A 12,273-nucleotide genomic window follows, 5' to 3' on the forward strand; every position below is an offset into this window, starting at 1 on the left:
GTCAACCTATTCCAGGACTTGACAGCCTCCCCTTCCCTTGCTTACGACACGGCCCGCTTACAGGCGCCCTTGTCCAGGCCACGCCGCACGTTCGCCCTTCGTGCCGCACAAATGAAAACGGCGGCCATATTGGCCGCCGTCGATCAATCGCCCGCTCGCGCTCTTGCAAGCGTCAATAATCCTGCCGCTCGCGCTCGATCCGCATGCCGCCGTCATGGCGCGCGTGCGCGCCGTCGTCGGTCGAACGCTCGCGCATGATCCGCATCACGTCCGGATTGGTCCGCACGCGCCGCATCACGTTCGCAAGATGCACGCGGTCGCTGACCTGGATCACGAAGCGCAGTACCGTCGACTCGTGTGTCAGATCCTCGTCCATCGCGATATGCACGATATTCGCGTCGGCCGACGTAATGTCCGCCGCCACGCGCGCAAAGATGCCCTTGGTGTTCTTCACGAGCGCCTTCACCGCGACATCGAACAGGCGGCCCGGCTGCGGCGCCCATTCGACGTCGATCCAGCGGCCCGGATCGCGGCGATGAATCCGCTGCGCCACGCGGCAATCGGTCGTATGAATCGCCATCCCCAGGCCGATGCCGATGTAGCCCATGATCGCGTCGCCCGGAATCGGCCGGCAGCACGCGGACAACTGCACGGACATCCCTTCGGTGCCGGTAATCACGACCGGCGGCGCATGGTGCGCGGGATGCCGCTCGGACTTCGGCAGATCGTCGTCCGCATCGCGGCCGCTCATCAACACCTCGATGCGCTTGGCCATCACCGCGGCAACGCGACGGCCGAGGCCGATGTCCGCGAAGATTTCCTGACGGCTCTTGTTGCCCGTCCACTGCACGAGCTTCTCCCACACCTCCGGCTCGACATCGGCGAGCGCGAGACCATAGCCCTTCAGGCTCTGGTCGACCAGCCGCTCGCCAAGCTGCACCGACTCGTTCAGGCGCATCGTCTTCAGGTAGTGACGGATCGCCGAGCGCGCCTTGCCGGTACGCACGAAGCCGAGCCATGCGGGGTTCGGCTTCGAATACGGCGCGGTGATCACCTCGACGATGTCGCCGCTCTTCAGCTCGGTGCGCAGTGGCAGCAGCTCGTTGTTGATCTTCACGGCCACGCACTGGTTGCCGAGATCGCTGTGGATCGAATACGCGAAATCGAGCGCCGTCGCGCCTCGCGGCAGCGCCATGATCTTCGACTTCGGCGTGAACACGTAGACCGCGTCGGGGAACAGGTCGATCTTCACGTGCTCGAGGAATTCGCTCGAATCGCCGGCTTCGCTCTGGATGTCGAGCAACGACTTCAGCCACTGGTGGGCGCGCTTCTGCACGTCACTGAGATCGGCGCTGCCGTTCTTGTACAGCCAGTGCGCGGCGACCCCCGCCTCGGCAATCTCATGCATCTTGCGCGTGCGCACCTGGAACTCGATCGGCGCGCCGAACGGACCGACGAGCGTCGTGTGCAGCGACTGATAGCCGTTGATCTTCGGGATCGCGATGTAGTCCTTGAACTTGCCGGGCACGGGCTTGTACAGCGCGTGCAGCGCGCCGATGCACGTGTAGCAGTCGAGCGGGCTGTCGACGACGACGCGAAAACCGTACACGTCGAGCACCTGCGAGAACGACAGCTGCTTGTCGCGCATCTTGCGGTACACGCTGTAGATGGTCTTTTCGCGGCCGGTGATCTCGGCGTCGATCTTCGCGTCGGCCATCGCGCGCTGCGCGGCCTCGAGAATCTTGCTGATCACTTCGCGGCGGTTGCCGCGCGCCGCCTTGACGGCCTTCTCGAGTGTCGCGTAGCGATGCGGGTTGAAGTTCGCGAAGCTCATGTCCTGCAGCTCACGATACGTGTTGTTCAACCCGAGGCGGTGCGCGATCGGCGCGTAGATATCGAGCGTCTCGCGCGCGACGCGGCGGCGCTTTTCCATCGGCACCGCGCCGAGCGTACGCATGTTGTGCAGGCGGTCGGCGAGCTTGACGAGGATGACGCGCACGTCGCGTGCCATCGCGAGCAGCATCTTGCGGAAGTTTTCCGCCTGCGCTTCCTCGCGACTGCGGAACTCCATCTTGTCGAGCTTCGACAGGCCGTCGACCAGTTCGGCGACCTTCGGGCCGAACCGTTCGGCCAGCTCGCTCTTGGTCACGCCCTGGTCTTCCATCACGTCGTGCAGGAGCGCTGCCATGACGGCCTGCGCGTCGAGCTTCCAGCCGGCACAGATTTCCGCGACGGCGACGGGATGGGTGATGTAGGGTTCGCCGCTCTGGCGATATTGACCGAGGTGGGCTTCGTCGCTGAAGTGGAACGCCGCCTTGACCTCTTTGATTTCTTCCGGAGCGAGATACTCGGCCAGCACGGCCGTCAGTTTCGCGATCGAAACGACGCCGTGCTTGCGCGGCTGCTCCGGTGTGGCGGTCGGCCCGAACAGATGCCGGAAGGACTGTTCGAGGACCGCGTCGATGTACTGGCGCGCAGGCGACTGGGCCGTGGCTTCGGTGGTCGAATCCGCGGAGGCGGACGATGGGGTGGTGCTCATATTCGCCTCCAGGTCGAGTCGTTGCGCGCGTGGATTACATGGCTGGAACGGGCCGGATGCGCGTTACACCGGCACCTTCTTCAGCATCTCGACGCCGACCTGGCCGGCAGCGATTTCGCGCAGCGCGACGACGGTCGGCTTGTCGCGGCTTTCGATCTTCGGCGTATGGCCTTGCGCGAGCTGCCGCGCGCGATAGGTGGCGGCGAGCGCCAGTTCGAAGCGATTCGGGATTTGCTTCAGGCAGTCTTCGACGGTAATGCGAGCCATGTTGGTAATTCCTTCTGAATATAGTCCTTATTCTACCTTATGTCCCTCGTCCCCCGCGTCATTCCGCGTGGGGCAGATGGATGCCGAGCTCGATGAACAGCTCCGTGTGTCGCGCGTACTGCGAAGCAAAGCGCAGACGCGTGGCCGCGACGATGCATTCGAGCTCCGCGAGCGCACGCTCGAAATTCTCGTTGATCACCACGTATTCCGCTTCCGACGCGTGCGCGATCTCGCTGCCGGCGGCGAGCAGGCGGCGCGTGATCACGTTCGGTTCGTCCTGGCCGCGCTTCTTCAGGCGCTCCTCGAGTGCGTCGAGCGACGGCGGCAGGATGAAGATGCCGACCGCGTTGCGGAACTGCTTCTTCACCTGCAGCGCGCCCTGCCAGTCGATCTCGAGCAGCACGTCGTGGCCGTTCTTCATCTGCTCTTCGATCCAGACGCGCGACGTGCCGTAGTAGTTGCCGTGCACTTCCGCGCTCTCGAGGAATTCATGCGCCGCGTGACGCGCGCGGAAATCCTCGACCGTCGTGAAGTGATAGTGCCGGCCGTCCTGCTCGCCCGGGCGCGGCTTGCGCGTCGTGTACGAGATCGACAGGCAGATGTCGTTGTCCTTCGACAGCAGCGCATTCACGAGCGTCGACTTGCCGGCGCCCGACGGCGCGACGACCATGAACAGGTTGCCGGGATAGACGCCGCCGTGCAGCGAATGCGACGTGTGGACGTCGCGGGTGGATTCGGTCATGTTGCTGTTACTCCAGGTTTTGCACTTGCTCGCGCATCTGCTCGATCAGCAGCTTCAGCGCCATCGACGCGTCGGCGAGTTCCTTCGCCGCCGCCTTCGAGCCGAGCGTGTTCGCTTCGCGATTCAGTTCCTGCATCATGAAGTCGAGACGCTTGCCGACGCGGCCGCCCTTCTCGATCACGTGACGCGTTTCGTTCAGGTGCGCGGTGAGCCGCGACAGCTCTTCCGCGATGTCGATCCGGATCCCGTACATCGTCACTTCCTGACGAATGCGCTCCGCGGCCTCCTCGCGCGTGACGATCGTCGCGCCGCCTTCGGGCGCCGCGATGCCGAGCGCTTCCTGCAGCCGTTCGACGATCTTCTGCTGATGCTTCGCGATCAGCTCCGGCACGAGCGGCGTGATGCGCGCGACGATCGCTTCCATCTCGGTGACGTTCGACAGCAGCATCGTCGCCAGTTGCGCGCCTTCGCGCGAACGCACGACGACGAGCTCGCCGATCGCTTCCTTGCCGCAGGCGAGCACCGCGTCGCGGATCGCTTCCGCCGACACGCCGCTTTCGGCAATCACGCCGGGCCAGCGCAGGATCTCGCCCGCGCGCAGGCGGCCGACGCCCGGGAACGTGTCCAGCACCGAGCGCTCGAGCTCGGCGAGCTGGCCGAGCGCCGACTGGTTCAGCGCGCCGGCGCCGATGCTCTGCTCGCCGCGCTGCAGGTTGATGCGGATGTCGACCTTGCCGCGCGACAGCTTGTTCATCAGCATTTCGCGCAGCGCGGGTTCGCACGCGCGCACGTCGTCCGGCATCCGGAAATTCAGGTCGAGGAAGCGCGAGTTCACGGTGCGCAGTTCGACCGACACGCTGGTGCCGCCGTTACCGGTGGCCGTCGCGAGTTCGCGCGTCGCGCTCGCGTAGCCCGTCATGCTGTAGATCATGGTTCGTCTCGCCGTCTGGGTGCCCTCGCGGGCGGGGATATGTCGAGGCGCCCGGCGCATCGGAAAGCGCGGGGCGGGAAGCGCGCATTATCCCATTTTTGGGAACCACCCCGCCGGGCAAGCCCGCCGTTCGGCGCTAAAATCGGGGTTTCCTCTCGTTCCGCGATTCCCACATGACGTCCTCCGTTTCCCGCCCGAGCGGCCGCCGCGCCGACGAACTGCGCAAGGTCGCCCTCACGCGCCACTACACGAAACACGCCGAAGGCTCGGTGCTGGTCGAATTCGGCGACACCAAGGTGCTCTGCACCGCGAGCGTCTCCGAACGCGTGCCCGATTTCCTGCGCGACCGCGGGCAAGGCTGGCTGACCGCCGAATACGGCATGCTGCCGCGCGCGACGCACACGCGCAGCGACCGCGAAGCCGCACGCGGCAAGCAGACCGGCCGCACGCAGGAAATTCAGCGCCTGATCGGCCGCGCGCTGCGCGCCGTGTTCGACCTCGAGGCGCTCGGCCCGCGCACGATCCACATCGACTGCGACGTGATCCAGGCCGACGGCGGCACGCGCACGGCGAGCATCACCGGCGCGTTCGTCGCCGCACACGACGCCGTGTCGACGCTGATCGCGGCCGGCAAGCTCGCACGCTCGCCGATCACCGACCACGTCGCCGCGATCTCGGTCGGCGTGTACGAAGGCGCGCCCGTGCTCGACCTCGATTACGCGGAAGATTCGCGCTGCGACACCGACATGAACGTCGTGATGACCGGCGCCGGCGGCTTCGTCGAAGTCCAGGGCACGGCGGAAGGCGTGCCGTTCTCGCGCGCCGAGATGAACGCGCTGCTCGACCTCGCGCAGGGCGGGATCGCCGAACTCGTGCAGCTTCAGAAAGACGTGCTGGGCGCCTGACATGCCGGACGACCACACCATCGCGCCGCTGTCGCGCATCGTCCTCGCGTCGAACAACGCCGGCAAGCTGCGCGAATTCACCGCGCTGTTCTCGACGGTCGGCATCGAGATCGTCCCGCAGGGCGACCTCGCGGTGCCCGAGGCGGACGAGCCGTTCGGCACCTTCATCGAGAACGCGCTGACGAAGGCGCGTCACGCGTCGCGGCTTACCGGGCTGCCGGCGATCGCCGACGATTCGGGCCTGTGCGTGCGCGTGCTGCGCGGCGCGCCGGGCGTCTATTCGGCGCGCTATGCGCAGCGCGCGGGCCGCGACAAGGGCGATGCGGCGAACAACGCGTATCTCGTCGAGCAGCTGCGCGGCGTCGACGACCGGCGCGCATACTATTGCTGCGTGCTCGCGCTCGTGCGCCATGCGGACGACCCCGAGCCGCTGTTCGCCGAAGGGCGCTGGGCGGGCGAGATCGTCGATACCCCGCGCGGCGAGCACGGATTCGGCTATGACCCGTATTTCTACCTGCCGTCGCTCGGCGCGACGGCCGCCGAACTCGAACCGGCCGTGAAGAACACGCACAGCCACCGCGCGCTGGCGCTGAAGGCGCTGCTCGCGCGGCTCGCGGAGGAAGCATGAGCATGCCCGATACCCCTTCGCTGCGGGAGGTTACATGAGCCAGGCCGCGGAAACCGGCGCACGCGTCGTCGCGACCTTCACGTCGCCCGGCCAGGTGCGGCTCACGTCGCTGCCGCCGCTCGCACTGTACGTGCATTTCCCGTGGTGCGTGCGCAAGTGCCCGTACTGCGATTTCAACTCGCACGAGTGGAAAGGCGAACGGTTTCCGGAAACCGAATATCTCGACGCGCTGCGCGCCGATCTCGAGCAGGCGCTGCCGCTCGTGTGGGGCCGGCAGGTGCATACGGTGTTCATCGGCGGCGGCACGCCGAGCCTGCTGTCGGCCGCCGGCCTCGACCGGCTGCTGTCCGACGTGCGCGCGCTGCTGCCGCTCGACGCCGATGCCGAGATCACGCTCGAGGCGAATCCGGGCACGTTCGAGGCCGCGAAGTTCGCGCAGTTCCGCGCGAGCGGCGTGAACCGCCTGTCGGTCGGCATCCAGAGCTTCAACGAAACGCACCTGAAGGCGCTCGGCCGGATTCACGACACCGCGCAGGCGCGCGCGGCCGTCGAGATCGCCGCGAAGAACTTCGACAACTTCAACCTCGACCTGATGTTCGCGCTGCCGAACCAGACGCTCGACGAATGCCGTACCGACATCGAAACCGCACTGTCGTACGCGCCGCCGCATCTGTCGCTGTATCACCTGACGCTCGAGCCGAATACGCTGTTCGCGAAGTTCCCGCCGGTCGTCCCCGACGACGACGCGTCGGCCGACATGCAGGAATGGATTCACGCACGTACGGCCGAGGCCGGTTACGGGCGCTACGAAGTGTCCGCGTATGCGAAGCCGAATCATCAGTGCAAGCACAATCTGAACTACTGGCGTTTCGGCGACTATCTCGGGATCGGCGCGGGCGCGCACACGAAGCTGTCGTTTCCGAACCGGATCCTGCGACAGGCACGCTACAAGCATCCGGCGACCTTCATCGAGCAGGCGATGGCCGGCACGGCCGTACAGGAGGAGCGTGAAGTCGGCGCGCGCGACCTGCCGTTCGAGTTCATGCTGAACACGCTGCGGCTCGTCGAGGGCTTCCCCGTGCACAGCTTCGCCGAGCGCACCGGCCTGCCGATGAGCACGATCGAGCCGGCACTGCAGGAAGCGGAACGGCGCGGGCTGATCGCACGCGATTTCGCGCAGATCGCGCCGACGCCGCTCGGCCAGCGTTTCCTCAACGACCTGCAGGAATTGTTCCTGCGCGACAATTGAGGGCATGAAGATCGCGGCATTTCGGTTACAATGCCGCCTCGTGTGGAAGCGTGGCCGAGCGGTTTAAGGCACCGGTCTTGAAAACCGGCGACGGGAAACTGTCCGTGAGTTCGAATCTCACCGCTTCCGCCAGGAAGATTGCCAAACCCCGTCCATTCAGCGAATGACGGGGTTTTTTGTTGGTTCCCGTACGGCTTTCCCTCCACGTTCCGACGTGTCCCGCCGGATGCCGCTACAATCCGGCGCTCCGATTCGCGAAACGGGAACCCCACGTCATGAAGCCCCTCATCGTCTCGTCGCTCGTCGCCTTGCTCGCGGCCGTCAGCACGCACGCGGCAGCCGACACCGCGTCCGGCAGCGCCGCGCAAGCGTCGTGCGCGATCGCATACGTGTCCGGCGTCGGCGGCTCGCCGCGCGGCCTGAGCGAATACCTCGCGAGCCCGTCGCCGTACAACTACCTGAAAGACAACGACCTCCAGTGCAAGGTGGGAGACGACGGACGCACGTCGAACTGCACCGGCGTGACCTACCTGCGCAACGAACAGGTGAGCGTGTACGACGATTCCGATCCGGCGACGCTCACCGTCGTGGCACGCGTGGAGCTCGACCATGGCCAGAAATACCCGGTGATCATCGTCGTGCAGCGCAAGGACGCCCGCTGCAAACAATGATGCGGCGCCGCGCGCGAACCCGTTCGTCGAAACGTCACGTGCGTTCACGCCGGGCTCTCGTGTGGCATCCGAGCCGCCGGCACGGGCAGCAGCCCGTCATCGCGCCGCAGCGCGCCGGAAGCCTCCCGGCCAGCCGCTCGATCACCTAGAATTCGATCAACACGGCGACACGACCGCCGCCGCGTACTCGATGCCGCGCGCGCCACCCCTGCGTGCGGTACACGGAGATCGCCATGACCGAACTGTCGATACCGACGGAACACGTCGATTACGAAGGCTTCGAGGTCCATGTCGTGCCGGCTGCCGTGCCCGGCAGCGACACGCGCTACACCTACACCGGCTACGTATGCCATCCCGGCGCGAATCCCGCGTTACCGGGCCACGCGGTACCGTTCCATGCGGACGGCGAGGAAAGCTTCGCAAGCCTCGATGAAGCCGTCCACGAAGCCGTGCATGTCGGCAAGAGCATCATCGACGGCACGCACCCCGACCTGTCGGTCCTGTCACTCGTCACGCACGGTTTCTGAACCGGGCGGCACGCGTCGCTGACGATTGCGCGGCGTCCGCCGCGGTGCAGCCCGCGGCAACCGATGCGCGCTGCCGAACCGTCGCCAAGCGCCTGTGTGCCGGTCGCGTTCCTCGCCTTGCTTTCAACCGTGCAACAAGCGCGCCGGGACGCGGACGTGCGGCAGCCGCGCGAGCGTGCCGTCACATGTCACGTCACATCGCGATACGCGGGCGCACGCTGCGTCGCCATCAGCGATCGCGACACCCGGCATCGCCCGTTATGCGTTTCTCCCGATGCCGGCTCGCGTCCGTGCGCCTATCATTTTTTTATAGTCACTTCTGGCTAGCCTCCCATGCGCCCCCTTTCCCGTTCGCGCGTCGACCGGCTGCGTGCAGTTGCACTGGCCGTCGTCGCCATGCTCGCGGCGTGCACGATTACGCCACCTCCGTCGCTGCACTCGATCCTGACGATTCCGTCGGTCACACGCACTGGCAGCCTCGACCAATACCGCGTCGAAGTCGCGCAGCGTGTCGCCGAACGCAATCCGTCCGGCATGCTGCACGGCACGCCGCAGGCCATGCTCCGTTCGCTCGTCGTCGTGGCCTTCACCGTCGATGGCAGCGGCCGGCTCGTCAACGCATCCGTCTATCGCAGCAACGGCGACAACGAAGCGGAAGCGCTCGCGCTCGCGTCGCTGCGCCGCTCGGCACCGCTGCCGCCGCCACCGTCGCGGCTGCTCGACGGCAACGGCCGGCTCGAAATGATGGAAGGCTGGCTCTTCAACGACGACGGCCACTTCCAGTTGCAAAGCACCGCGTCGGCGCAGGCGCAATCGATCGACTGACCGGCCCGCCGCACCGCGATTGCCGGTGCGCGGCGGCGCTGGCTATAATTTTCCGCAATCGCGCGGCCATCACGCCGCGCGCGCGTTCGTGCGCCCCACCCGGCATGCGAGCCGACCACGCCGGCACCGGGCGGCGGCGACGTACCCGTCTCCATCGTCGACCGGCGGGTGACGTCCGCGCCACGGCGCGCGTCCACGCCGCTACCGCATCATCCGCTCGGCTGCCCCCGGCAGGCGTCCGCCTGTCCGACCGCACGCCCAGCCGACCGCCCTAACGACAAAACGGAGACATCCATGTCCGCATCCCCCCCGACCGTTGCACACGCAACCGGTTCGGCCGGCGCCGTCAGCCACCGGCGCATCGTGTTCGCGAGCTTCATCGGCACCGCGATCGAGTTCTACGATTTCTATGTGTACGCAACGGCTGCCGCGCTCGTCATCGGCCCCGTATTCTTTCCACACGGCTCCGCGACCGCACAGGCGCTGTCCGCGTTCGTCACGTTCGGCATCGCGTTCATCGCGCGCCCGATCGGCTCGTTCCTGTTCGGGCACTTCGGCGACCGCATCGGGCGCAAATCGACGCTCGTCGCGTCGCTGCTCGTGATGGGCGTATCCACCACCGCAATCGGCTTCGTGCCCGGCTACGACGCGATCGGCACGCTCGCGCCGGTGCTGCTGTGCGTGCTGCGCTTCGGCCAGGGGATCGGCCTCGGCGGCGAATGGGGCGGCGCCGCGCTGCTCGCGACCGAGCATGCGCCGCAGGGCAAGCGGGGCTGGTTCGGCATGTTCCCGCAGCTCGGGCCCTCGGTCGGCTTCCTGATGTCGAACGGCCTGTTCTTCGCGCTCGCGTTGTCGCTGTCGGACGAGCAGTTCCGCAGCTGGGGCTGGCGCATCCCGTTCCTGGTCAGCGCGGTGCTCGTCGCGCTCGGCCTGTACGTGCGACTCAAGATCACCGAAACGCCCGCGTTCCAGGCCGCGCTCGATCGCAACGAGCGCGTACGCGTGCCGGTCGCGACCCTCGTCACGCAACACTGGCAGCCGACGCTGCTCGGCGCGCTCGCGATGGTCGTCTGCTACACGCTGTTCTATATCTCGACGGTGTTTTCGCTGTCGTATGGCGTGTCGGCGCTGCATATTCCGCGCCAGAGCTTCCTCGGCCTGCTGTGTTTCGCGGTCGTGTTCATGGGACTCGCGACGCCGCTGTCCGCGTGGGCATCCGATCGCTTCGGCCGCAAACCGGTGCTGGTCGTGGGCGCGATCGCCGCGCTGCTGTCGGGTTTCGCGATGGAACCGCTGCTCGGCAGCGGCTCGATGCCGCTCGTCGCGCTGTTCCTGACGATCGAGCTGTTCCTGATGGGCGTGACGTTCGCGCCGATGGGCGCGCTGCTGCCGGAACTGTTCCCGACCAACGTCCGCTATACGGGCGCAGGGGTCGCGTACAACCTCGGCGGGATCCTCGGCGCGTCGATCGCGCCGTACATCGCGCAACTGCTGGCGGCGCGCGGCGGGCTGTCGTGGGTCGGCGGGTATGTATCGGTTGCGGCGGCCATCAGCCTGATCGGCGTGCTGCTGATGCGCGAAACGCGCGACGCGTCGCTCGTCTGAGTCTCCGGGGCGACCCGGGTTGTGCGGTGGCCGGCGCTGCCTATACTCGATCCTGGGTGCGCCGCCGCGCGCCCGGGATCCCGCCCCGATGGAGCCGCCGCCATGAACATCCGCCTCGGCAATGCCGATCTCGTCCTGATCCTCGCGCTTGCGCTCGGTGGCGCGCTCCTGCTCGCGCTGCGCTTCCGGCCGAAGACGTGGCGCGGCCTCGTGTTCGAGGCGCTGCTGGCGAACCTGGCGGCGATCGCTGCCGTCGTCACGGTCGAGGCGCTGCTCGCCTGAACCGGCCCGCCCCGCTTCGTCAGGCGGTCAGTCGCGCACGCAGCGCGCCGTAGGCCGGGCAGACCGCACCGATCGCGTCCAGCGCCTCCTCGACCGACGGCACCGTGCCCGGCTCGCCGATGGACAGGGCATTCGGCGCGCCGCCGATCCCGCAATGGTGCCGCGACGTCGCAACGAAGATCATCACGGTCGGCCGCTGCAACGCGTGCGCCATGTGCACGAATCCCGTATCGACCCCCACCACGAGCGCAGCCCGGCCAAGCGCCGCGCCGAGTTCGCGCACCGTCATCGCGGGCAGCACGACCGCCCCCGGCGCGCGTGCGGCGATGTCCTGCGCGTCGTCGTGCTCGGCAGCCGATCCCCACGGCAGCAGCACGCGCACGCCGCGCGCCATCATCTGCGTGGCGAGCGCGGCCCAGTGATCGGCCGGCCATTTCTTGTCGGGGTTGGACGTCGCATGGAACAACAGCATGAACGGTGCACCGTCGGTCACGGCCGTCGGCAGGTTCGCGTCCTGCGGCGGAACGATACCGTACGTAGCGACACCCTCGGGCGCGTAACCGAGCGCCTCGCCCGCGCTCACGCGCATCCCGTGCCACGCATCGCAGTCCGGCCGCGGGCCGAAGCGGTGCGAATACGCGAAGCGGGCGCCCGTTTCGCCGAGATCCTGCGTCTGGTAGCCGATGCGGCGCGCGGCGCGCGCCAGCACCGAAATGATCGCGCTCTTGTAGACGCCGTGCAGGTCGATCACCACATCGTAGCGGTGCGCCCGCAGCGCGCCGATCGACGCCGAGATCGCCTTCAGGTCGCCGCGATTGCGCATCTTCTTGAAACGGCGCAGCGGCGCGCAAAGGACACGGCTGACGCCCGGATGCCAGCGCACGACCTCCGCGCACGATTCGTCCACCGCCCAGTCGACCGTTACGCCGGGAAAGGCGCGATGCAGATCCGCCACGACAGGCAGCGTCTGGACGACATCGCCGAGCGACGTCACTTTCACGATGAGGATGCGTTTCACGTTTGCGGGGAATAGCCAGCCATTTTGGGATGCTAACGACGGATACCCGCCGCGAACATTACTCTTGAATTACATTTGCAACGA

Annotated in this window: 13 protein-coding genes and 1 tRNA gene; 9 read left to right on the forward strand and 5 right to left on the reverse strand. The window is 67.0% G+C overall.

Going from position 1 to position 12,273, the window contains the following annotated elements; translation table 11 throughout:
• Positions 1-172: 172 nt before the first annotated feature.
• The 4 genes from VK92_RS35620 to VK92_RS35635 form a co-directional block, all read right to left on the reverse strand.
• Positions 173-2,539: a RelA/SpoT family protein gene (locus VK92_RS35620; RefSeq protein WP_021164124.1), complete on the reverse strand. Its 2,367-nt coding sequence runs from the start codon at positions 2,537-2,539 to the stop codon at positions 173-175.
• A 63-nt stretch (positions 2,540-2,602) separates the two neighbouring features.
• On the reverse strand, positions 2,603-2,806 hold the full coding sequence (rpoZ, locus tag VK92_RS35625) for a DNA-directed RNA polymerase subunit omega (protein WP_006025620.1): 204 nt from the start codon (positions 2,804-2,806) through the stop codon (positions 2,603-2,605).
• Positions 2,807-2,864: 58 nt separating this feature from the next.
• Positions 2,865-3,548 (reverse strand): guanylate kinase, encoded by a 684-nt coding sequence (gmk, locus tag VK92_RS35630; RefSeq protein WP_048026769.1) that lies wholly within the window; start codon positions 3,546-3,548, stop codon positions 2,865-2,867.
• Positions 3,549-3,555: 7 nt separating this feature from the next.
• A complete protein-coding gene (locus VK92_RS35635; protein WP_021164126.1) occupies positions 3,556-4,479 on the reverse strand; it encodes a YicC/YloC family endoribonuclease in 924 nt (307 codons plus the stop codon).
• A gap of 173 nt (positions 4,480-4,652) precedes the next feature.
• Between VK92_RS35635 and rph the strand changes: the two genes are divergently transcribed.
• The 9 genes from rph (at position 4,653) to VK92_RS35680 (ending at position 11,171) form a co-directional block, all read left to right on the forward strand.
• Positions 4,653-5,384 (forward strand): ribonuclease PH, encoded by a 732-nt coding sequence (gene rph / locus VK92_RS35640; protein WP_021164127.1) that lies wholly within the window; start codon positions 4,653-4,655, stop codon positions 5,382-5,384.
• A 1-nt stretch (position 5,385) separates the two neighbouring features.
• Positions 5,386-6,012 (forward strand): RdgB/HAM1 family non-canonical purine NTP pyrophosphatase, encoded by a 627-nt coding sequence (gene rdgB / locus VK92_RS35645; RefSeq protein WP_021164128.1) that lies wholly within the window; start codon positions 5,386-5,388, stop codon positions 6,010-6,012.
• Between the two features lie 34 nt (positions 6,013-6,046).
• Complete coding sequence (hemW, locus tag VK92_RS35650; RefSeq protein WP_048026770.1) at positions 6,047-7,261, forward strand: radical SAM family heme chaperone HemW; 1,215 nt, start codon at positions 6,047-6,049, stop codon at positions 7,259-7,261.
• 44 nt (positions 7,262-7,305) lie between these two features.
• A tRNA-Ser gene (locus tag VK92_RS35655) sits at positions 7,306-7,393 on the forward strand.
• A gap of 143 nt (positions 7,394-7,536) precedes the next feature.
• Complete coding sequence (locus VK92_RS35660) at positions 7,537-7,932, forward strand: hypothetical protein (protein ID WP_021164130.1); 396 nt, start codon at positions 7,537-7,539, stop codon at positions 7,930-7,932.
• 233 nt (positions 7,933-8,165) lie between these two features.
• Entirely contained in the window at positions 8,166-8,459 is a 294-nt protein-coding gene (locus VK92_RS35665) for a hypothetical protein (protein ID WP_027788108.1), read from the forward strand.
• Between the two features lie 333 nt (positions 8,460-8,792).
• Positions 8,793-9,284: an energy transducer TonB family protein gene (locus VK92_RS35670; protein ID WP_021164133.1), complete on the forward strand. Its 492-nt coding sequence runs from the start codon at positions 8,793-8,795 to the stop codon at positions 9,282-9,284.
• Positions 9,285-9,578: 294 nt separating this feature from the next.
• The gene (locus tag VK92_RS35675) at positions 9,579-10,889 is read left to right on the forward strand and encodes an MFS transporter (protein WP_021164135.1); all 1,311 of its coding nucleotides are present in this window, start codon (positions 9,579-9,581) and stop codon (positions 10,887-10,889) included.
• A 102-nt stretch (positions 10,890-10,991) separates the two neighbouring features.
• Positions 10,992-11,171, forward strand: coding sequence for a hypothetical protein (locus tag VK92_RS35680; RefSeq protein WP_021164136.1), 180 nt, complete (start codon positions 10,992-10,994; stop codon positions 11,169-11,171).
• Positions 11,172-11,190: 19 nt separating this feature from the next.
• Here VK92_RS35680 and waaC read toward each other — a convergent pair whose 3' ends face one another.
• Complete coding sequence (gene waaC / locus VK92_RS35685) at positions 11,191-12,189, reverse strand: lipopolysaccharide heptosyltransferase I (protein WP_048026772.1); 999 nt, start codon at positions 12,187-12,189, stop codon at positions 11,191-11,193.
• Positions 12,190-12,273 lie beyond the last annotated feature (84 nt).

Source organism: Burkholderia sp. LK4 (assembly GCF_001043615.1).
Taxonomy (GTDB): Bacteria; Pseudomonadota; Gammaproteobacteria; order Burkholderiales; family Burkholderiaceae; genus Burkholderia; species Burkholderia cepacia.

Coding starts and splice junctions, on each gene's coding strand:
- VK92_RS35620 (WP_021164124.1), bottom strand. CDS start 2,539: ATGAGCACCACCCCATCGTCCGCCTCCGCGGATTCGACCACCGAAGCC.
- rpoZ (WP_006025620.1), bottom strand. CDS start 2,806: ATGGCTCGCATTACCGTCGAAGACTGCCTGAAGCAAATCCCGAATCGC.
- gmk (WP_048026769.1), bottom strand. CDS start 3,548: ATGACCGAATCCACCCGCGACGTCCACACGTCGCATTCGCTGCACGGC.
- VK92_RS35635 (WP_021164126.1), bottom strand. CDS start 4,479: ATGATCTACAGCATGACGGGCTACGCGAGCGCGACGCGCGAACTCGCG.
- rph (WP_021164127.1), top strand. CDS start 4,653: ATGACGTCCTCCGTTTCCCGCCCGAGCGGCCGCCGCGCCGACGAACTG.
- rdgB (WP_021164128.1), top strand. CDS start 5,386: ATGCCGGACGACCACACCATCGCGCCGCTGTCGCGCATCGTCCTCGCG.
- hemW (WP_048026770.1), top strand. CDS start 6,047: ATGAGCCAGGCCGCGGAAACCGGCGCACGCGTCGTCGCGACCTTCACG.
- VK92_RS35660 (WP_021164130.1), top strand. CDS start 7,537: ATGAAGCCCCTCATCGTCTCGTCGCTCGTCGCCTTGCTCGCGGCCGTC.
- VK92_RS35665 (WP_027788108.1), top strand. CDS start 8,166: ATGACCGAACTGTCGATACCGACGGAACACGTCGATTACGAAGGCTTC.
- VK92_RS35670 (WP_021164133.1), top strand. CDS start 8,793: ATGCGCCCCCTTTCCCGTTCGCGCGTCGACCGGCTGCGTGCAGTTGCA.
- VK92_RS35675 (WP_021164135.1), top strand. CDS start 9,579: ATGTCCGCATCCCCCCCGACCGTTGCACACGCAACCGGTTCGGCCGGC.
- VK92_RS35680 (WP_021164136.1), top strand. CDS start 10,992: ATGAACATCCGCCTCGGCAATGCCGATCTCGTCCTGATCCTCGCGCTT.